The organism is Rhizobium sp. LjRoot30, assembly GCF_964253915.1.
Classification (GTDB): Bacteria; Pseudomonadota; Alphaproteobacteria; order Rhizobiales; family Rhizobiaceae; genus Metarhizobium.
Window position 1 is genome coordinate 28,857 of record NZ_CAXUSG020000011.1, and the last position, 19,857, is coordinate 48,713.

19 protein-coding genes are annotated in these 19,857 nt (G+C 61.7%); 7 read left to right on the top strand and 12 right to left on the bottom strand.

Annotation, left to right across the window (positions count from 1 at the left end):
• Positions 1-2: 2 nt before the first annotated feature.
• Genes ACSQ3I_RS20335 through ACSQ3I_RS20345 form a run of 3 tightly spaced genes read left to right on the top strand, consistent with a single transcriptional unit; the run spans position 3 to position 3,441 of the window.
• Entirely contained in the window at positions 3-857 is an 855-nt protein-coding gene (locus ACSQ3I_RS20335; protein WP_436001813.1) for a branched-chain amino acid ABC transporter permease, read from the top strand.
• A complete protein-coding gene (locus ACSQ3I_RS20340) occupies positions 854-1,813 on the top strand; it encodes a branched-chain amino acid ABC transporter permease (RefSeq protein ID WP_436001814.1) in 960 nt (319 codons plus the stop codon). Before ACSQ3I_RS20335 ends, ACSQ3I_RS20340 begins: the two co-directional genes overlap by 4 nt.
• A gap of 11 nt (positions 1,814-1,824) precedes the next feature.
• Positions 1,825-3,441 carry a GMC family oxidoreductase gene (locus tag ACSQ3I_RS20345; protein ID WP_436001815.1) on the top strand — a complete coding sequence of 539 codons (1,617 nt, stop codon included), beginning with the start codon at positions 1,825-1,827 and terminating at the stop codon, positions 3,439-3,441.
• Between the two features lie 327 nt (positions 3,442-3,768).
• Here ACSQ3I_RS20345 and ACSQ3I_RS20350 read toward each other — a convergent pair whose 3' ends face one another.
• The 5 genes from ACSQ3I_RS20350 to ACSQ3I_RS20370 all read right to left on the bottom strand — a co-directional run bounded on the left by ACSQ3I_RS20350 (position 3,769) and on the right by ACSQ3I_RS20370 (position 10,650).
• Positions 3,769-4,704, bottom strand: a complete 936-nt coding sequence (locus tag ACSQ3I_RS20350) for a 3-keto-5-aminohexanoate cleavage protein (protein WP_436001816.1) — start codon at positions 4,702-4,704, stop codon at positions 3,769-3,771.
• Between the two features lie 134 nt (positions 4,705-4,838).
• The gene (locus ACSQ3I_RS20355; RefSeq protein WP_436001817.1) at positions 4,839-5,786 is read right to left on the bottom strand and encodes a 3-hydroxyacyl-CoA dehydrogenase; all 948 of its coding nucleotides are present in this window, start codon (positions 5,784-5,786) and stop codon (positions 4,839-4,841) included.
• Positions 5,787-5,833: 47 nt separating this feature from the next.
• Positions 5,834-7,918 carry an ABC transporter permease gene (locus ACSQ3I_RS20360; protein WP_436001818.1) on the bottom strand — a complete coding sequence of 695 codons (2,085 nt, stop codon included), beginning with the start codon at positions 7,916-7,918 and terminating at the stop codon, positions 5,834-5,836.
• The gene (locus ACSQ3I_RS20365; RefSeq protein WP_436001819.1) at positions 7,915-9,447 is read right to left on the bottom strand and encodes a sugar ABC transporter ATP-binding protein; all 1,533 of its coding nucleotides are present in this window, start codon (positions 9,445-9,447) and stop codon (positions 7,915-7,917) included. Before ACSQ3I_RS20365 ends, ACSQ3I_RS20360 begins: the two co-directional genes overlap by 4 nt.
• A 75-nt stretch (positions 9,448-9,522) precedes the next feature.
• The gene (locus tag ACSQ3I_RS20370) at positions 9,523-10,650 is read right to left on the bottom strand and encodes a sugar ABC transporter substrate-binding protein (protein WP_436001820.1); all 1,128 of its coding nucleotides are present in this window, start codon (positions 10,648-10,650) and stop codon (positions 9,523-9,525) included.
• Between the two features lie 456 nt (positions 10,651-11,106).
• On the opposite strand from ACSQ3I_RS20370, the gene ACSQ3I_RS20375 reads away from it, so the two are divergent.
• Entirely contained in the window at positions 11,107-11,820 is a 714-nt protein-coding gene (locus ACSQ3I_RS20375) for a GntR family transcriptional regulator (RefSeq protein WP_436001822.1), read from the top strand.
• 21 nt (positions 11,821-11,841) lie between these two features.
• Here ACSQ3I_RS20375 and ACSQ3I_RS20380 read toward each other — a convergent pair whose 3' ends face one another.
• The gene (locus ACSQ3I_RS20380; protein WP_436001824.1) at positions 11,842-12,744 is read right to left on the bottom strand and encodes an SMP-30/gluconolactonase/LRE family protein; all 903 of its coding nucleotides are present in this window, start codon (positions 12,742-12,744) and stop codon (positions 11,842-11,844) included.
• A gap of 268 nt (positions 12,745-13,012) precedes the next feature.
• Between ACSQ3I_RS20380 and ACSQ3I_RS20385 the strand changes: the two genes are divergently transcribed.
• Positions 13,013-13,762, top strand: a complete 750-nt coding sequence (locus ACSQ3I_RS20385) for a cyclase family protein (RefSeq protein ID WP_436001826.1) — start codon at positions 13,013-13,015, stop codon at positions 13,760-13,762.
• A 148-nt stretch (positions 13,763-13,910) separates the two neighbouring features.
• Positions 13,911-14,699, top strand: coding sequence for an SDR family oxidoreductase (locus ACSQ3I_RS20390; protein WP_436001828.1), 789 nt, complete (start codon positions 13,911-13,913; stop codon positions 14,697-14,699).
• On the opposite strand, the gene ACSQ3I_RS20395 is transcribed toward ACSQ3I_RS20390, so the two are convergent.
• On the bottom strand, positions 14,627-14,965 hold the full coding sequence (locus tag ACSQ3I_RS20395) for a sigma factor (protein ID WP_436001830.1): 339 nt from the start codon (positions 14,963-14,965) through the stop codon (positions 14,627-14,629). The two genes, ACSQ3I_RS20390 and ACSQ3I_RS20395, sit on opposite strands and share 73 nt — an antisense overlap.
• A 120-nt stretch (positions 14,966-15,085) precedes the next feature.
• Between ACSQ3I_RS20395 and ACSQ3I_RS20400 the strand changes: the two genes are divergently transcribed.
• A complete protein-coding gene (locus tag ACSQ3I_RS20400; RefSeq protein ID WP_436001832.1) occupies positions 15,086-15,829 on the top strand; it encodes a 3-keto-5-aminohexanoate cleavage protein in 744 nt (247 codons plus the stop codon).
• Between the two features lie 130 nt (positions 15,830-15,959).
• Here ACSQ3I_RS20400 and ACSQ3I_RS20405 read toward each other — a convergent pair whose 3' ends face one another.
• From ACSQ3I_RS20405 to ACSQ3I_RS20425, 5 genes are all read right to left on the bottom strand, one after another.
• Complete coding sequence (locus tag ACSQ3I_RS20405; protein ID WP_436001834.1) at positions 15,960-16,295, bottom strand: hypothetical protein; 336 nt, start codon at positions 16,293-16,295, stop codon at positions 15,960-15,962.
• 234 nt (positions 16,296-16,529) lie between these two features.
• Complete coding sequence (locus tag ACSQ3I_RS20410; protein WP_436001836.1) at positions 16,530-17,324, bottom strand: inositol monophosphatase family protein; 795 nt, start codon at positions 17,322-17,324, stop codon at positions 16,530-16,532.
• Positions 17,321-18,352, bottom strand: coding sequence for a sugar phosphate isomerase/epimerase family protein (locus ACSQ3I_RS20415; RefSeq protein WP_436001838.1), 1,032 nt, complete (start codon positions 18,350-18,352; stop codon positions 17,321-17,323). The genes ACSQ3I_RS20410 and ACSQ3I_RS20415 overlap by 4 nt, the downstream gene beginning before the upstream one ends.
• Complete coding sequence (locus tag ACSQ3I_RS20420; RefSeq protein ID WP_436001840.1) at positions 18,349-18,504, bottom strand: hypothetical protein; 156 nt, start codon at positions 18,502-18,504, stop codon at positions 18,349-18,351. The genes ACSQ3I_RS20415 and ACSQ3I_RS20420 overlap by 4 nt, the downstream gene beginning before the upstream one ends.
• 68 nt (positions 18,505-18,572) lie before the next feature.
• Entirely contained in the window at positions 18,573-19,691 is a 1,119-nt protein-coding gene (locus ACSQ3I_RS20425; RefSeq protein WP_436001841.1) for an ABC transporter substrate-binding protein, read from the bottom strand.
• Positions 19,692-19,857 lie beyond the last annotated feature (166 nt).

A 19,857-nucleotide genomic window follows, 5' to 3' on the forward strand; every position in this document is an offset into this window, starting at 1 on the left:
AGATGGACATGTTCTTGGTCGAGGCCTTCATCAACGGCCTCCTGCTGGCCGGCGTGCTTGGTCTTCTGGCGCTGGGGCTCAACCTTATTTTCGGCGTGGTGGACGTCGTCTGGCTTTCTTATGCCGAACTGGCGATGGTGGGAACCTACGGCGTGTTCTGGACGTACAGCGTGCTCGGATGGCCGCTGCTGCTTTCCTTTGCCGCAGCCATTGCGCTTTGCGGTGTCTTGGGCGCACTGATCCACTATCTGATCATCTCGCCGCTGCTCGATAAAGAGCCGCTCAATCAGTTGCTTGCGACCGGCGGATTGCTGTTCTTTCTCCAGAGCATGGCAACGTTGCTGTTCGGTACCGAATTTCGCAACCTCGGGCTCGTCGTGCCGCCGATCGAGATCGCCGACATGTACATCTCGACCGTGCGTGCGATTTCCTTCGGCGTTGCCGTCGTTGCGTCGCTGGGTCTCTATTTCTTCCTGTCGCGGACCTATCTCGGCACGGCCATCAAGGCAATTGCCCAGGACCGCGACGTCATGAGCCTCATGGGCGTCAATCCGCGGCGCCTCTATCTCATTACCTCCGCTCTCGGGGGCGGGCTGGCCGGGCTTGCCGCCTGCCTGCTGTCGCTCGAGTTCGACATCCATCCTTTCGCTGGTAATTCCTACGGGCCTTTGCTCTTCATCATCTGCGTACTGGGCGGCCTCGGCAGCCTGATCGGTGGACTGGTGGCTGCACTGCTCGTCAGCGAGGCGGTTGCGCTGGGTGGCTACTTCCTGACCAATGAACTGGCCTATGTCATTGCCTTCGGCCTGTTCGTGATCGTGATGTTCATTCGTCCGAAGGGGTTGTTTGCAAAATGAAGCGAGAACACATTCTGGGCGTAGCGGCCGTTGCCGTGCTGCTGGTAGCGCCGTTCTTCATGCCCGCCTATCTTCTGCACCTGGCTATCCTGGTTCTTTTCTGGGGTATGCTGTCCACATCCTGGGCACTGATGGGCCGGTTCGGCATGGTGTCCCTGGGGCATGGCGCCTTCATCGCAGTAGGCGCCTATACCACCACGCTGCTGTGGAACGTCTTCGGCCTGACGCCGTTCCTGTCGGTCCCGATCGCGGCTGTCCTGTCGGCAGGACTTGCCTTCCTGATCTTCTATCCGAGCTGCAGGCAAAGCCTGGTCGGGCACTATTTTGCGCTGGTGACGCTGGCGGTCGGGCAGATTTCGGTGCTGGTGATCGTGGCACTGCGCGACTACACCGGAGGCTCGCTCGGGGTGACGCTAAACCCGGCCGCTCCCGGCCAGTCGTTCTATGCGCTGCAGTTCTCCAACAAGCTCGTCTGGTACTTCATTGCGCTGGCGGTCTGGCTTGTCGGGCTCGCCGCCTGGGGATACTTCAACCACGGCATTCGCCGCGCCACTCTTGATGCGGTGGCCACGGACGAACAGGCAGCCGCAGCCATGGGCGTCAACGTGATGGCCGAGAAGCTTACGATTTCCATCTGGAGCGCGGCGCTCTGCGCCGTTGGCGGCGGTGTGCTCGGGCAATACCTGCAATATCTCAATCCCGAATATGTGGCGGGCCTCGGTATCTCGCTGATACTGGTGTTCTCCGCCGTCGTCGGTGGCATGCGCAGCATGCTCGGACCGACCGTCGGGACCTTCGTCTCATTGGGCTTCACCGAGCTCTTGCGGCTAACCACAGGGACCAGCTTCGTCGGCCTTGCCAATTCCATCTACGGCTTCCTGCTGATCCTGATTATCATCTTCATGCCCGGGGGCATCGTCGGCCGCATGACGCGGCGCACGGCCAACCCGGCGTGAGCGGTCGAGCCATGACATCCGATACCTACGACTTCATCGTATGCGGTGCCGGCTCGGCGGGGTGCGTGTTGGCGGCGCGCTTGAGCGAGAACGGACGTCACTCCGTTCTTCTGCTCGAGGCGGGTCCGAGGGATACCAATCCCTGGATCCGCCTTCCCCTCGGGGTCGTGCAACTTTTCGCGCATCCCGAACTCAACTGGCGCTACGAGACGGAGCCTGTTCCGGCACTCGGCGACCGCCGGATCTATCAACCGCGCGGCAAGATGCTCGGTGGCACAAGTTCGCTCAACGGCATGGTCTATATCCGTGGCAATCCGGCGGATTACGATGGCTGGCATGCGCGCGGTTGCCTGGGCTGGGACTGGGCATCCGTGCTGCCCTACTTCCGGAAATCCGAAAAGCAGATTCGAGGAGCTGATGCCTATCACGGCGGCAATGGCCCGATGAAGGTGACGGATCTGCCTGACTACGAGCTTGCCGGTGCTTTCGAGCAGGCGGCGGTCGAGGCCGGCATTCCAAGGACCGACGATTTCAACGGGCGGCAACAGGAAGGCGTTGGACGCTACCAGGTCACTGCGACGCCATCGCGTCGAATAAGCGTGTCGGATGCGTTCCTCAAGCCCGCCCGCAAGCGGAAGAACCTCACGGTTGTGACGCAGGCGCTCGCAAGCCGGATCGTGATGGAGGGCCGCCGCGCCGCCGGGGTGGAATACCGCACTCCCGCGGGTACGCGGATCGCGCGGGCGCGATGCGAGGTGATCGTCTCCGGTGGTGTCTTCGGCTCGCCGCAATTGTTGCAATTGTCGGGCATCGGCCCTGCCGCCGATCTCAATGCGGCAGGCGTTCCTGTGGTGCTTGATTTGCCGGGTGTCGGCAAGAACCTGCATGATCACTTCAATATCCATATCGGATATCGGTGTTCGAAACCGATCACGCTCAATGATCTGGCGCTCAGCAACTGGAGCAAGGTGAAGGCGGGTGCTCAATACCTGTTCGGCGGACGAGGCATGCTGGCGACCAGCGGCAATGTCGCCGGGATCTTCATGCGCAGCTCGGACCGCGTCAGCCATCCGGACATCCAGATCAACTGCCTGATGTTCAGCACCGAGAAGCGCACGGCCGCCGGAGCCATACCCTATCCATTCTCGGCCTTCACGCTCAGTGTCGTCCACCTCAATCCCGAGAGCCGTGGGACCGTGACGATCCGTTCGGCCGACCCCGAGGAGAAACCCAGGATCACCATGGATTTTCTCGGAACGGAAGGCGAGCGCGAAGCCTTGCTGGCCGGCGTCAGGGAATGCCGCCGTATCGCCGATCAACCGTCGCTCAAGAGCTACATTACCGAAGAGATCCTGCCTGGCCCAAGCGTCCAGGGCGACGGCGAATGGATGCGCTATATCCGCGAACGCGGTATTGCGAACTTCCACCCGGTCGGCACCTGCCGCATGGGGACGGATCCGCAATCCGTGGTCGATCTGCAGCTCCGCGTTCACGGCGTCAGCGGTCTTCGGGTCGTCGATGCGTCCGTCATGCCCCAGATACCCTCCGGCAACACCAATGCCCCGGCCATCATGATCGCCGAGAAAGCGGCGGACATGATTCTTGAGGATATCCGCTCGAGGGCTTGAGGGCTCGGCTTGGCGGAAGCCTCATGGACAGGGCAGGCGTCAAGCGATGGTGGTGTCTCCATCTTGGAAATCATTTCCGCATCGAAGTTCGACCGTGACTTGCCTGAGCTGCGGACTTCTAAGTCTCTGTGCATTCAGGACCCCCGCAATCAAAACAAGTTACACCCCCCGTAGCCAAAGCTGCGGGGGCGGTTGCGGGCCAACACACGCGGGCGAATTTATGTGGCCAGAGCATTTCCGCTTTTCTTCGAATTGCGAAAACGCTCTATCCTTCTGTTTTTTCGAAAGCCCGGACGTAAAACCGCCGCGCAGTCTTGCCGGAACAGCTTAAAACGCGACCTGGTCGGCGCCCTTCAACGAGAGGATCTCGCGCGCTTCGTCCGGGGAGGCGATTTCGAGGCCGAGGCCTTCGATCATCTGGCGAACCAGCCGGACCTGGTCGGCGCTCGATGTCGCAAGCTTGCCGCGGCCGGCCCACAGCGAATCCTCCAGTCCGACGCGGACGTTGCCACCAAGCGCCGCCGCCTGCGCGGCGATGCGCAGCTGGCTGGCGCCGGCGCCGAGCACCGACCAGCGATAATCGTCGCCGAACAACCGGTCGGCCGTGCGTTTCATGTGCTGCACGTCTTCCGGATGTGTGCCGATGCCGCCGAGGATGCCGAAGACCGACTGTACGAAGAACGGCGGCTTGACGAGGCCGCGCTCGGCGAAATGCGCAAGATTATAGAGATGGGCGATGTCGTAGCATTCGAATTCGAAGCGCGTATTGTTCTCGTAGCAAGTCTTGAGAATAAACTCGATGTCCTTGAAGGAATTGCGGAACACCAGATCGCGCGTCGCTTCCAGATGCGGCTTTTCCCAGTCGTGCTTGAATTCGGTATATTTGTCGAGCAGATGGAAAAGTCCGAAATTGATCGAGCCCATGTTCAGGGATGCGACCTCCGGCTTCAGCATCTGCGCCGGCAGTACCCGCTCCTCGACCTTCATGTAAGGACTGCCGCCGCTGGTGAGGTTGATCGCCGCATTGGTCGCCTGCTTGATCTGCGGCAGGAACTTCATGAAGGCTTCCGGCGTCTGGTCGGGCTTGCCGTTTTCGGGATTGCGGGCGTGCAGGTGCAGGATCGCCGCACCGGCCTCGGCGGCGCCGAGCGCATCCTTGATGATCTCGTCCGGGGTGATCGGCAGGTAGGGCGACATCGACGGCGTGTGGATCGCACCGGTGACGGCGCAGGTAATGATGACTTTGCGTGCGGCTTTTGCCATGGCGGTGTTTCCTCGTCTGTCGGTCGTTCGGTTGGGAGCAATTCCAGCAAAAGTGCGGAGCGGTTTTGCGTCCGGATTTGCGTCAAAACAAAGAGATGGAGTGTTTTCGCGTTTCAGAGAAAGGCGGAAATGCTCTAGGAGCCGATCTTGCGGCTGGCTTCGCGCTTGTGGGCGATCAGTGCCATCAGGCGGCGGTCGCGCCACTCCTGGCGCTCCTTGAGCTTTTCCGCCGGCACCCGTTCGCGGCGGTCACGCTCGATCTGGTCGAGAACCGGCCCGCCCCATTCGGCGCGGCGCTGCGTGCTCGGCCACAGGCCCGAATAGATGCCCTCGTAACGCTCGACATAGTCGCGGATTCCGGATGGGGCATTGAGGTCGATGGTTTCGAACGGTCCCATGAACGACCAGCGCAGAGCCAGCCCGTCGCGAATGCCGATATCGATATCCTCGACCGTGGCGTAGCCGTCGTCGACCAGCCGGAACGCCTCTTCCAGCAGCGCGCCCTGCAGGCGGTTCATGATGAAGCCGTCGATTTCCTTCTTCATCATCAGCGGTGCCTGACCGATCGAGCGGAAGAGGGCGGCGGTCCGCTCGACGGTCTCCGGGCTCGTCCAGGGCGCCGGCACCAGCTCGGCCGCGGGAACGAGATAGGGCGGGTTGATCGGATGCACGACGAGGCAGCGGTAGCGGCCTTCGACATGGGCGGTAAAGGCCGACGGCAGCAGCGCCGAGGTCGAACTGGCGATGATCGCGTCCTTCGGCGCCTTCTCGTCCAGCATCGAGAAGACCTTCATCTTGATATCGAGCTTTTCCGGCGTGTTCTCCTGGATATGTGCGACGCCATCGAGCGCATCGTCGATTTCCGTCGTGACGCGCAGGCGCTGCAGCACGGCGTCCTGGCTGTGGCCGTTCAGGAGGTCGTTGGCGGCGAGATCGGGCAACAGGCCGGCAATATAGTCGCGGGCCTTGGTCGGTGCGTCCGGCGCCTGGTCCCAGAGCGCCACGTCGTGTCCGGCGCGCGCAAAACTGATTGCCCAGGCACGGCCGATGAAGCCTGTACCAATGATCGCAACTCGTGACATCGTCATTCCTTTCGATTTTTCATAAGATTGGCGGTGCAGGAGCCTGTTCAGCTCTTGCGGTCGCGGAGCGCGATGATGGCGCCGAGGATCACCAGCCCATAGAGGATGGAACGCGCGGAGGACGGGATGATCGTACCGGCCAGCAGCGTCTGCAGCGCCGTCAGCAGGATGACGCCACCGAGCATGCCGACATAAGAGCCGCGGCCGCCGGTGATCAGCGCACCGCCGACGACGACCACGGCAATCGACGGCAGCAGATATTCGTCGCCCATGCCGAGGCTCGCCTGGCCGGAAAAGCCGGTGAGCAGGATGCCGACGAGTGCTGCGCAGAAGCCGGACAACATGTAGACCTTGATCGTCGTCCGCTTGACCGGAATGCCGGAAAGCTCTGCCGCCCGCTCGCTGTTGCCCATGGCGTAGACGCGCCGTCCGAAGGCGGTGCGGTTGAGCAACAGAATGGCGACGGCGACGAAGCAGACGATGAAGGGCACGACGGGAGTGATGCCGGCAAAGCGCGCCGTCATGAACTCCCGGAGCAGCGGCGCGGCAAAACCGTCCGGCGTACCGCCGGAATAAACGAGGGCGGCGCCCTGCAGGATGCCATTCATGGCGAGCGTCATGACGATCGGCGAAAGGCCGAACGCCACGATGCCGAAGCCGTTGAGGAAGCCGATCAGCAATCCGACCACGAGCACCAGCGGAACGGCATAAACGAGCGCGACGTTCGAGCCGCTGACCATGCCGGCGAGCAGGATGCCACAGATGCCGATGGTCCACGGTATCGAAAGATCGAGGCCGCCGGTCAGGATAACCGTTCCTTGCCCGAGGGCGAGGATCAGCAGGAAGGACGACAGCACGATGAGCGAATTATAGTAGTTCAGGTTGAGAAGCGTGTTGCCGAGGACAAATTGCGTGGCGATCAGCACGAGAACGAAGCAGATATAGGCCGGCAGCGCATAGCGGATGATTTCCGCATGGCGCACCAGATAGCCGGGATCTGCCTTCACGGCGATTGCCGTGTCCTCCGCCTTGCCGGATTTCGGCAGCACCAGCGTCTTCGGGTTGATCAGCACCTGCGACGGCAGAATGCCTTCGCGCCGCGCCGTCCATCGGCCGCCAAGCTGCCGCAGGTTCTTGAACAGCACCGATTTGCGGTGCAGCGAGGCGCTGAGCACCGCCAGCAGCAGGATCGTGCTTTCGGCGACCGTCGAGAAATAGGCCGAGACGTTGAGCACGAGCAGGATGTTGACGATGATCATCAGCACATAGGCGCCGACCACCGACCCCGTCAGCCCGCCACGGCCGCCGCCGAGCAGGGTGCCGCCGACGACCACGGCCGCGAACATCTGCAGCAGCATCGGATTGCCGACCAGCGGATCGCCGGCACCGGTCTGGGCGCTGATGAAGACGCCCGCAAGCCCGTAGAAGGCGCCGGCGATGACATAGACGAGGAACTGGACGAGCCGCGTCGAAATGCCGGCCGAGCGGGCGCTGTCGAAATCGCCGCCGATCGCGTAGATCGCCAGCCCGAGCTTGGTGCGCTTCAGCCAGTACCAGAAGAGCAGGAGCGCAAAGATCAGCGCCGCCGACATCGGCACCCAGTCGGTGACGAGGTCGCCGAGCAGGAGATCGGAGAGCGAGGCGTCGATCATGCCGCCGGGCTTGTCCATCACCAGAAGCGAGATACCCATCAGGATGAACATCGTCGACAGCGTCACGACGATTGCCTGCAGCCGCAATATGGCGATGAAGAAGCCGTTGAAGGCGCCGACGGCCATGCCGATGGCGATGCCGACAAGCGCCATCAGCGCCGGCGAGGTGGCGATCGGTTCCGGCATGCTGGCGAGCACGACGTTGACGAGCGACACGACGGCCGCCGCCGACAGGTCGAACCCGCCGGACAGGATCACCAGCGTCTGGCCCATGGCGACGATCGCCAGCGTTGCGCCGCTCGTCGCCATCTGCGAGATATCGTAGTAGCCGAGCGGCACGTCGCTGAGGCCGGAGACGACGAACATCAGGACGATGAAGGCAATGGTGGCGGTGATCAGGCCGCGATGCCGGCCGAGGCGCAGCGACGGCATCGCCATCGATGTCTTGATCTCCTGGGATTCTTCGGAATAGGCCATCATGCCGCCGTCGCCTTGTTGCTCGTGCCCAGTGCGGCACTCAGGATGTTTTCTTCGGTGAGATCGCTACCGGACAGTTCGGCCCCGACCTCGCCGGCGTAGAACACCATGACCCGGTCGGCGAGATGGACCAGTTCCGGCACCTCGGTCGAATAGAAGATCACCGCGCCGCCGGCCTCGGCATAGCCGCGCAGTAGCTGGTAGAGTTCGTTCTTGGTGCCGACGTCGATGCCGCGGGTCGGGTCGTAGACCATGAGGATATGGCTTTCCGACAGCAGCCATTTGGCGATGGCGATCTTCTGCTGGTTGCCGCCGGAGAAGGCGTCGGCGCGTGACCACAGGGCGCGGCCATCGACTTCGACACGTTTGAAGATCTGTTCGACGGCATCGTTCTCCAGCGCCTTGTCGATCAGGCCGTGGCGGGCGAACCGGTCGATGATCGGGATCGTTGCGTTGTGCTTGCCGTTGAGCTTCAGGAACAGGCCCTCGGTCTTGCGGTCTTCGGGAACGAGGCTGATGCCGATCCGGGCCGAAATCGCGTCTTGCGGCGAAGCGATCGCCACGTGCTTGCCATCGACGAAGAGATTGCCGCGGCTGAGCGGAACGATGCCGAAGATCGACAGGAACAGATCCAGCTGGCCCATGCCCTGCAGGCCGGCGACGCCGAGGATCTCTCCCTCCCTGAGCGTGAACGACGCATCGACGAGCTTGCCCTCCGTGCCGATATTTTCGGCGCGCAGCACTTCCTTGCCGATCGTGTGACGCTGTTCGGTGCGCGGCGGGAACGAGTGGATCAGCGATTTTCCGGCAATCATCCGCACCACGGCACTGTCGTCATAGTCTGCGACATCGCCGGAGGCGACATGCTTGCCGCCGCGAAGGATGGTCAGTTCGTCGCAGAAGTCGCGCACTTCGCGCAGCCGGTGCGAAATGAAGACGATCGTCGTGCCTTTCTGCTTCAGGCGGCGGATGACCCTGCCGAGCCAGTCGACATCCGGGCCGGAGAGCGCCGACGTCGGCTCGTCCAGCAGCAGGATTTTCGGCTGGCGGAAAACGGCGCGCGCGATTTCGATCTTCTGGCGCACCGCCAGATCGAGATCGCCGATCTCGTCGTCCAGATCGACCGACTGCAGGTCCATGTCGCGGAAATGAGCGCTGACCTCTTGGCGGGCGCGCTTGCGGTTCATCATCCCGGTCAGGCCAACAGGTGCTTCGGGAATGAGGATATTGTCGAGAACGGTGAGATTGCGGACCAGCGTCATCTCCTGGAACGCTGTCTGGATGCCCAGCCTGTGGGCGTCGCGCGGCGAATTCAGTTGCACCGATTGCCCGAAAACCTCGATACCGCCGACATCGGGCGAAACGAGGCCCGAAAGCAGTTTGACGATCGTCGACTTGCCGGCGCCGTTCTCGCCGAGAAGCGCATGGACCGTGCCGGGCTTGATGGAAAACGAAACGTCGTCGAGTGCGGTCGTCGCACCATAGACCTTGCGGATCTGCGAAACCCGGATCGCCGGAATGTCATGTGTCATGATGAAGTGGCCCAGAATGCTGGTCGGGGGTCGGCAGCCCGCTGTCGGGCGGGCTGCCGCTTGCCAAGATGGGTCTCAGTCTTCGGGCTGGCCGACGAGGGCGGCGTTCAGGCCGACTTCAGGCGTTTCGGCCGAGTAGATCGAGGCGAACCAGCCCGGGTTCGGAATGATCGCCGGCTGGAAGACGTTGCAGCCGTCCTTCATTTCGGCCCAGGTGCCTTCCTTGCAGAGCTTGATGTTCTCGTTGGTGACGATGTTCTGCGCAACGTCGGTCAGAGCCGGGATGTCCTTGCCTTCGAGCTTGGCGACGGCAAGCTTCAGAGCCAGGGCGCCTGTAAAATTCTGCGAGCCGGAAGACCAGCGCGGCGCACCCATCGGCCGGTATGTGCCGTTGGCGCCATCCACCTCGGTGCCGACGGGCAGCATCTGGATGCGGCCGCCGTTGGACGCTTCACCGGCGCAGGGACGCAGCTTGTCGTCGGCAATGCCGGCTTCGCTCTGCATCGAATTGGCCGTGTAGCAGCCGGCCTGCATCCAGATGCCATCGATCTGGTCCCACGGACGGGTCGCCAGGATCTTCGAGAGTTCCGTGCGGCCGACAGCCTGGCTCCACATGCCGTTCGCTTCGGCAACGACTTCGATGCCGGGGTTCTTGGCGAAGACTTCCTTGGCGCCTTCGATGCGCAGCGTATCGACGGTCGTGCCCGGCACGCCGTTGATCATCACGACCTTGCCCTTGCCGCCGAGCTTGTCGACCAGCCATTCCGCTGACTTGATGCCCCACTGCTTCTGGTCGATGTGAACGTTGTAGGCACAGGGTTCGGTGATGATCGAATCATAGGCGACGACGACGACGCCCTTTTCGCAGGCGTTCTTGACGGCGCCGTTCAGGGCCGTCGGCGAAATCGGATAGACGATGATTGCCTTGGCGCCGGCGCGAACCATGGCGTTGATCTGCTGGATCTGCTTCTGGGCGCTCGGGCCTGCCACCTGCACCTGCAGATCGACCTTGTCGATCATGCTGCTGTGAACAGCCAGCGCCTTCAGCATGTTGGCGGCTTCTGCCTGCCAGTCATTGCCGATGTAGCTCATGCTCAGGAAAATCTTGAACTTTTCCTGAGCCTGCACGACGGGTGCAACAAGCGCGGTGCCGGCGAGAACCGTCAGAGCGCCAAATGCCAGTTTGCGTATTGTCGACATCATTTCATCTCTCTCCCTTTTTGACTGGCCGCGATGCGCAGCACAGACCGTCAGCCGAATGATCGGCAACCTCGGGGCGACCGGAACGACGAAACCGGAAGGTCGCGGGCAAGCCGCGCTCAGACAAAATCAACCCGGCGCTTTGGCCGGGGGCCAAAACGGACGATGCGGTTTGAATGCATGAACCTCCCGGCGCCTTTGTCGTTGGCGCCCTTCTCCCCAGCCGCCTCCACGGCCGGTTTTAAGATGAGCCACAAAAGCTCAGGGCAGTCAATAATTAATCGTTGATGTGTGATCACAGATAACTTGGATGAAATTGGGTCTTGCGTTTTCCTAACTTTGAGGTGCATTGAACGTCGATGCGATGCATCGCAGATGGGGGCAAATCGTTTCGGCCCCTTCGATGAGATCGGTGCTCAATGTTGCCGACATCGGCTGATGCACCACGGATGGAAGTGAATGATAGAAAAACTATCGCCTCTCGATATCAGGACCTTGCAGGAGCGCGTTTACCAGAAGCTTCGGGATGCGCTTTACCAGGGCCGCTTTGCCGCGGGAGAAACTGTCACCATCCGCAATATCGCCGCAGCACTTGGCACAAGTGCAATGCCGGTCCGCGAAGCGCTGCAGCGCCTTGTTGCCGAAAAGGCGCTTGTGCAATTGCCGAGCCGCAGTGTCACCGTTGCGCCGTTTGCACTGGAGGCGTTCACCGAACTCACCCGCATCCGCATGTCGATCGAAGGCATGGCGACCGACCGTGCCGCGAAATACGGGCCGGCCTCGCTTGCCGATACGCTCGAGGCCATCAATGCCGAGATGCAGATGGCGATCGCTTCCGGCTTCACCGAGGATGTCCTCGATGCCAACAAGCGGTTTCACTTCGCCATCTACGAGGCCGCCGACATGCCGCAATTGCTGGAAATCATCAGCAATCTGTGGCTGCGCACCGGCCCTTATCTCGGAATGGCCTACCGCAAGGGTTCGTCCGTTCCTTTCTCCATGGGCATCATGATCCATTCGCGGATCATCGCGGCCATACGGGCGCGGGATGGTCGCAAGGCATCGCAAGGTTTGGCGCTCGACATCTGGGCGATGGCCCGCTGGTTCAAGAACCATCACCTTGTGAATGACACCGGCGACCAACAACCCGCTGTTCTGAGTTCACTCGAGTGAATGGCGATAGGGCAACTGCCGTCAGCCGCCGAAGCGCGGTTCCGGCAGTCCCTTGACCCCGAGGCCGTAGACAGCAAAAAGGCCGCCGGCGGAGGCTTCCTTCTGTGGAACGCCTTTCATCGGTCGCCCCATGCTGGTCACGTACATGATGTCGAGGTCCTTGCCGCCGAACATGACGCTGGTCAGGTTGCGAACCGGAAACTCGATTTCGCGATCGATGCGGCCATCCGGCGCATAGCGGATGATGCGGCCACCGAAGACGTGGGCGTTCCAGATATAGCCTTCGGAATCGACCGTCGAGCCATCGAATGTGCCGGGGTATTCGGCATTCGAGAGGAACAGGCGCTTGTTGGAAACATTGCCCGTTTCGATGTCGTAATCATAGGCATACATGTTGTCGTCGTAGGAATCGCAGAAATAGAAGGTCTTGTTGTCAGGGCTCCAGCAGGGACCGTTGGAGCACTTGATGCCGCTGTCCAGCCGGTGGATCGACAGGTCCGGGTCGAGGCGATAGAGCGCCGAATTGCGAACCGGCCGCTGGCCGCGATTGGCATCCTGGCGATCATGGTCGTAGGACATGTAGCCTGCGACGAACCGGCCGCGCCGGTCGACCTTGCCGTCATTCATGCGGTTTTCCGGCTCGTCCGCCTCGGGGTCGCCGATATGCGTCAGCCGCTGGGTCTTGAATTCGTAGAGGCTGAAGCCGTTGGCCAGCGCCAGCACGGCGCCACCCTTCTCACGCAGCGCCATCGAACCGATATGCGAGGGGACGTAATGCAGGCGAACGTCGCTGCCGTCTTCCTTGCAGGTCCAGATTTCGGCGGCGGAACTGTCGATCCAGTAGAGCCGCTGCTCTTCCACGTCCCAGAGCGGGCCTTCCCCCAAGTGATTCTTGCTGTCGACCAGTAATCGAATATCAACCACGATCAGTCCTCTCCCTTTTTCCAAATCTTGCGTCACCGTGGCCCTCCAGCCCCGGTCACTCCTCCAGCCACAGGATTGGTCACGCGCAAAAGGATGTCAACTACACTGTGATCACAGATCAATAATTTCGTGCGTTGACGAAACGGGGCGGGATGTGATTACAATTCGGGTCTTGGAGGAGAGGACTTCCTGACATAACCGACGCTTCAGAGCTGAGGACTGCGCACGTCGCGGTGACGGGAACCTGTTGAAAAAATTGGAGGCACTCATGAGCAATGGCAACGTTGGGGCGATCGATGCCGTCCTGCAGACGTTGGGCGGGATGCGGATGGTCGATCTCGCGCCGAAGCTGGAACGCGGCATACCGCGCTGGCCGACACACCCGCATCTGACGATCGACAAGGCCGTCACCCACGAACACGACGGCTATTATTGCCAGGCGATCATGATGGCCGAACATACCGGCGCCCATGTCGATGCACCGGCGCACATGCTGCCCGACCGCATGGACCGGACCATCGATACGTTTGCTGCCGATCACCTGTTCGCGGCAGCCGTTCTCTATGATTTCAGCGACCGCGACCTGAAGCCGGGCGATCTGGTGACGGCTGACATGCTGCGCGCTTATGAAGAGAAATCGGGACTGAAGGTCGGCGAGGGGGAGATCGCCATCGTCAATTATGGCTGGATGAAGCGCTACTGGCGCACCGACGGCCAGGCGCAGTGGTACGTGCTCAATGCCCCCGGCATGTCCGAGGATGCCTGCGAGTTCTTCCGCGAACGCAAGGTGCGGGCCGTGGCAACGGACACGGTCGCCGCCGAAACCGCCATTGTCGACGGCGTGCCGCAGAACAATCCCGGTCACATGAAAAGCTGGCTGCCGCACGATATCCTGATCATCGAGATGCTGACGAACCTCGAAGAACTGTCGCCGCGCTCGCTGTTCCTGGCGATGCCGTTGCATATCGACGAAGGCTCCGGTTCGCCGATCCGCCCGGTCGGTTTCTGCCCCCGCTGAGCGCGTCGCGCAAAAGCCGTGGATCGGCTTCGGGCTGGTCCATGGCGCTTCGTCCAGAACGGCTAAAATCACAACAATCGACCCCCGAAATCATGCTTTGATCGGGCAGCGCATGCGGCTGCTCCGAGAAAGCGTCTGGAGCATCAAGATGGATCTCACTGGAAAGACCGCTATCATCACCGCCGGGGCTTCGGGCATCGGTCGCGTCACGGCGGAACGATTTACCGAACTCGGCGCCTCGGTCTGCCTGTGCGACGTCGCCGACGGGGCACTTGCCGATGTGGAGAAGGCGTTGCCGAAAGCGTTGGTGCTCAAGGCGGACGTTTCGAACTCCAGGGATGTCGCCGGTCTGTATGACGCCTTTTCCGCCCGGTTCGGCCGGCTGGATATCCTTGTCAACAATGCCGGCATTTCCGGTCCGACCAAGCATGTCGAGGATGTGACCGACGAGGAATGGAACGAGACGATGGCGGTCAACGTCACCGGGCAGTTCTACATGGTACGCAAGGCCGTGCCGCTCTTCAAACTGGCGGGTGGCGGCTGCATCATCAATCTGTCGTCGGTCGCCGGACGCATCGGCATGCCGATGCGGGCGCCCTATTCGACCTCCAAATATGCAGTGCGCGGCTTGACCGACGTGCTGGCTGTCGAACTCGGCGAGATCAACGTTCGCGTCAACGCCATCCTCCCCGGCCTGGTGGACGGGGCGCGCGGGCAAAGGGTCATGAGCGAGCAGGCGGCGGCGCGCGGCATGTCGCTTGAGGAATTCATGCCGTTCTTCCTGCACAACATCTCCTTGCACGCGATGGTGAGCATGACGGAAATCGCCGACATGGCCGCATTCCTGTCATCCGATATGGGACGTCATATCTCCGGACAATCGATCAGCGTCTGCGGCAACTTCGAGACATACCGGGGACCAAAATTCGCAACGTAATCGGCACGCTTCGAGCGAAGCCTCGGCGTATCGAAGTCGACCCGACGTGACCATTCCCGCTGGCGGCGCAGCGTGAAATCGATCACCCTATTGCGGGTCGCGGCAAAAAGACAGGTTTTGGGGTGTTCGATGGGGGTCGCGTTCTGCCGTTCGGACATGCGCAACCAGGCATTTTGCGCCACGTCCTCCCCACTATCACGGTCTCCGACGCGGCGTGCAGCGAACCGGATGCGCAGAGTTTTGCTCAGGTGGAACTTTGGTGCCACTGGCTTGGCGGGATCGGCGGAATTGCGGGGTACAGTCGAACCGCCGGTTTCGCACTTGCGCGCCCGTCATGTTATGAACTTTCCACGGCGTCAAAGTGTGTCGGATGTGTGGAGTTCACGATGATCGTTCAAGCTTGCATGAATGGTGCGCGTCCCAAGGATTATCATCCGCGACTGCCTGTCACGGCCGACGACTTGGCCGTGGACGGTGCGGCATGCATCTCGGCGGGTGCCGCCGAACTCCACGTCCACCCCCGCGGACCGGATGGGCGCGAGACCCTACGGGCTGTCGATGATACGATATCTGCCCTGCGGCTCGCGTGTCCGGGTAGTCTTATCGGGGTATCCACCGGCGCGTGGATCGAGGGTGACGAGACGCGGACGAGGGACTGCATCTCCGGTTGGACGAGACTACCCGACTATGCCTCAGTCAATCTCTCCGAGCCTGATGCGCCCGCAGTTATTGCATTGCTGCATGGTATGGGTGTCGGGGTTGAAGCGGGTCTGGCCACTGTTTCAGATGCCTTGCGATTTGCCTCGCTTCCAGATTGCCACCGCGTATTCCGCATTCTTATCGAGATCGAAGAGCAGAACTTCGCCAAGGCCGACGCGATTGCAGACGGCATCGAAAAGGTTCTCCAGCGCGAGAATATTCTGCGACCGGTTCTTCTGCACGGGTTCGACGCGACCGTCTGGCACTTCGTTGCCCGTGCGCGAAAAAAGCGCTGGTCCACCCGTATAGGATTGGAGGATGGGCGCCTGCTCCGGAATGGCCTTCAGGCCTCCGGCAATGCTGGGCTGGTTGCAGACGCCGTTGATATCTTTCGCAGGGATGGGGATGAGATAGCCTTGCATTCCGCGTGACAGTGCGGGGGCGAACGATGGCTTTGAGGGCGAAAAGCGTTGGCGCCGCACGGTTCTTCACGCTTCCGCGAGCCGCTCGCGGGTAACGCAAACAGCCCGCGATGCGGTCGACAACAGGCGGAAATGGCCTCTAGGTTTCCGCGCCATCCCCGCGCCAGTAATGATCGATGATACGCTGGGCGTTGTCGACGATGTGCTGTCCGACTTCAGGATCCCCGCCCGCCAAGGTTTCCGGATCGCCACCGCATAAGCGCACGAACAATACTTGCTGGGCGGCGGCCATGAAGTAGTCATGATCCGTCGGCGGAATATCGATTTTTGCGGCTTGCACGTTTTCGGCCATGAAGGTCGCGGCATCCTCGATCGCCTTGTAGATGGTGCCGAGCATGGCCTTCTCGGCCGATTCCTGGAAATCCATGAATTTTCTCTGCTCGGGTGTCGGGATCGGGCAGCTCGTATCTGACATCACAGTCTCCGCATCGTTGCTTCGCAGATATTCACGTTAGCGGTCGAAGGCGGATTTGGCTTCTCGAAAATCCCAATCACGTAAGGCGAACCGGAGCCGGCGAAGCGGATTGTTCCGGAGCAACTCGTCCCTGAACTGGCCAAGGCAGGCATGTTGCGGAAACGGTATGGGGCCAGCCCTTTCATCGGGCATCTGGCCGAGAGGTGGCATTGTCCCGGAAGCGAAACCTGTCGTTTACGGGCAGCTGCGCAACGCTTCCAAGGCGGCGCGATGGAGTGCCTCGTTGGCGGCCATCAGCACCGTATCGTAGTGCGAAGCATCTCCGAGCGGTTGTCCTTGCCAATCCGAAACGACCCCGCCGGCACCCTCGATGATCGGTATCTGTGGCAGGATATCGTAGTCGAAGACGTTGCTTTCGAGCAGGAGGTCGATACCGCCGAAAGCAAGCAGACCGGCTGCATAGCAATCATGGGAAAATCGGGTGAAGCGGGTTTTTGCGGTCAGTGCCGCGAAGCGGTCGCGGCGCGGTTGATCGAACTGTTCGAGGGCGGAGGTGTAGACGATCGCCTGGTCGAGTGTGGACCTGTCGCTGGTGCGGATCGGCTCGCCGTTCAGGGTGGTGTCGTGGCCGGCGATACCAAGCCAGCGTTCACCCGTTATCGGCTGGTTGATCATGCCCAGAACAGGTGTACCGCGATACAGCAATGCGATCTGCGTGCCGAAGGCCAGCGAACCGGAGATGAACGACTTCGTGCCGTCGATCGGGTCGAGGACCCACACCCATTCCGCATCACTCCGGCACGCACCGAATTCCTCGCCGCGAATGCCGTGGCCGGGATGTTGTGTTTCGATGATCTCCCGCATCACGGCTTCCGCATCCCGGTCGGCAACGGTGACCGGACTGGCATCGGCCTTGGTGGTGATCGCGAGCCTCTTGCGGAAATGCGGTCGGATCACATCCGCTGCGGCGTCGGCCATCGCATGCGCCATGGCGACAAACTCGGGTGGGCAAGGCGGCTCGTGGTTCATCTCTCGGTCCTTTCAGCTTCCGCGGCGATCTCGTCGAGCATCGCCCTGATGATGTCGACCTGACGGTGGGCGGCGACGGCTTCGCGTTCCAGTCGCGTTGCCAGGTCGCCGGTTCCGATGTCCGTGAAACTGGCAGGCCGGGCGGCGATGAAGGGGTCGGGCTCCTCGGCGGGAAACCGCAATGCCGGGGCAAAATAACCCTCCTCCTCTTCAAGTCCGAAGGCCGTGACCTGCGGGCGGCTGGTTCCCAGAAGCAGCAATTCCACCAGCATCGCCCGCATCGGCAGATGGCCCTCATCCGACAGGCAGGCAAGATGGGCCCAGCCGCCGCGATCCGGTTGGAGGAGGCAATCCTTGACATGCACCTCGGAGATGTATGGTCCCTGGGCTTCGAGTGCGCTCATCGGCAGTTCGTGGGCGTTGACCATGTTGCCGAAATCGAACAGCAGGCCGAGGCGCGGGTTGCCGACGGCTTCCAGGATGCGGATCAACTCTTCGGATTTCAGGTCTTCATGCTGTTCGAGCGTATAGCGCAGCCTGCCTTGCGGATCGAATTCCGTGAGCCGGCGCAGATCCGCTATCGTCCAGTCGATGATCTGCGAAATACGGCCCTCGTATCGCGGGTAGCAGCGCAGCGACGTGGCGCCGGTCGCAAGTGCGATGCGGACCGCATCCGAAAGCCCGTGCGCTTCCGTCGTGCTGGTCTCCACGTGCAGGTCCAGTCCGAGCCGTTCGATCTGCGCGCCAAAGGCGCTCAGGGCGATGTCCGACATGGCGGCGAGGCTCGCCTGCTCGCCATCCTCCACATGGATCTTCACGCCGGAAAGGCGCTGCGCCCGGGCAAATTCGGCAAGATGCAGGGGCGTCATCCCGCCAAAACGCATGTTGAGATGGAAGGCGTAGGCATGCGCAAACAGCGGTGCATGCCGTGCCCGCGCGGCAAGGTGGCCGCGGACCGGCATGGCGAGCGTGGCTATCCTCTCCTGCCAGTCTGCGGTCGGAAGGATGTTGGAGGGGGTGTCGCTCAACGTGCCCTCTCCAGCCGCTTGCCGAGATTTTCCAACATGCCTTTCCCCTCGCCATTGCTGAAGGCTGCGCGTGAAAACGGGGCGGCCTTGAAGCAGCCCGGCATCCGGCCCGGTTTTTCGGCGTATGCCAGGTGTGTGGCACCTGTCGTCATGGAACTGTTCCCCGAATACGCCACGGCCGGAGGCTCCGGCTGGCGGAACCTCCGGCCGTGTGTCCACCTTACTTCACGTTGGCGCCGACGACCTTGTCCCAGCCTTCGACAACTGCGGATTTGTTGGCATCCAGTTCTTCGATGGCCGGAAAAATGGCCTTCTCATAGGCTTCGGCCGGCGGCAGCTTGTCGAGCAGATCCTGCGGGAATTTTCCGGCCTTCAGCATGGCGTTGAAGCGCGCAGGGTGGCAATAACCCTTGAGCCAGCCGATCTGGCCCTCGTCGGAATAGAGGTACTCCATCCAGAGCTTTGCGGCATTCGGATGCGGGGCATAAGCGGAGATGGCCTGCACATAAACGCCGGCCACGACGCCGTCCTTCGGAACGATCACGTCCATCGGCGGATTGCCGTTCAGGCTGTCGCGCCAGGCAAGCAGGTTGTAATCCCAGGCGGCGACGATGGGTGTCTGGCCCTGTGCGATGGTGCCGGCCTTGCCGAGCACCGGAACGAAATTGCCGGATTTGTTCAGTTCCGCAAAAAGCTCCAGGCCCTTCGTGCCCGACTCCGTGCCCGGCTTGGCGCCGCGCGAGATGCCGGCGGACATCAGGGCAAGGATCGCCTGCGCCGAGGCACGCGGGTCGCCCGTCAGCGAAACGCCGCCGGAATATTCCGGCTTCGTAAGATCCGACCATTGGCTGGGGGTGTTTTGGACCAGGTCCTTGTTCACGCCGAATGCCATGACGCCATAATAATCGCCATACCAGTAGCCGTCCGCATCCTTGATATTGTCGGGAATTTCGTCCCAGCTTGCCACCTTGTAGGGCTGGAGCAGGCCTTCCTTCACCGCGACCGGCGCAAAAGCGAGGCCGAGATCGACGACATCGGGGGCCTGCGGGCCGGTATTGTCCTTGTTGGTGCGGATGGCTTCCAGTTCGTCGGCCGTGCCGGCGTCTGGGTTGAGCTCGTTGATGGTGATCTCGGGATATTTTGCCTTGAAGCCGGCGATGACCTCGCCGTAGTTGCACCAGTCATGCGGCAGGGCAATGACCGTCAGCATGGCTTCTTTCTTGGCTGCCGCAATCATCTCTTCGGTCACCTCGGCGCGGGCCAGGCCCGGAAGCGCAATGGCGAGTGCGAGTGTCGATACGAATGCGCGACCTGTCAGGCGTGAAAGTCTGCTGTTCATGAAATCCTCCTGTGGCCGCGAGATGCGGCGCGTGGGCGTTGGTTGCATTCGGCCGCGAATACGGCCCCCGTCACGGTTCCCCTGCACCTTCGTGCCTGTCCTAGGGCTGCCTCGGTGCTTTTCTGATAGGTTCAGGATGTAACAATTGGACAACAATAAAATGTCC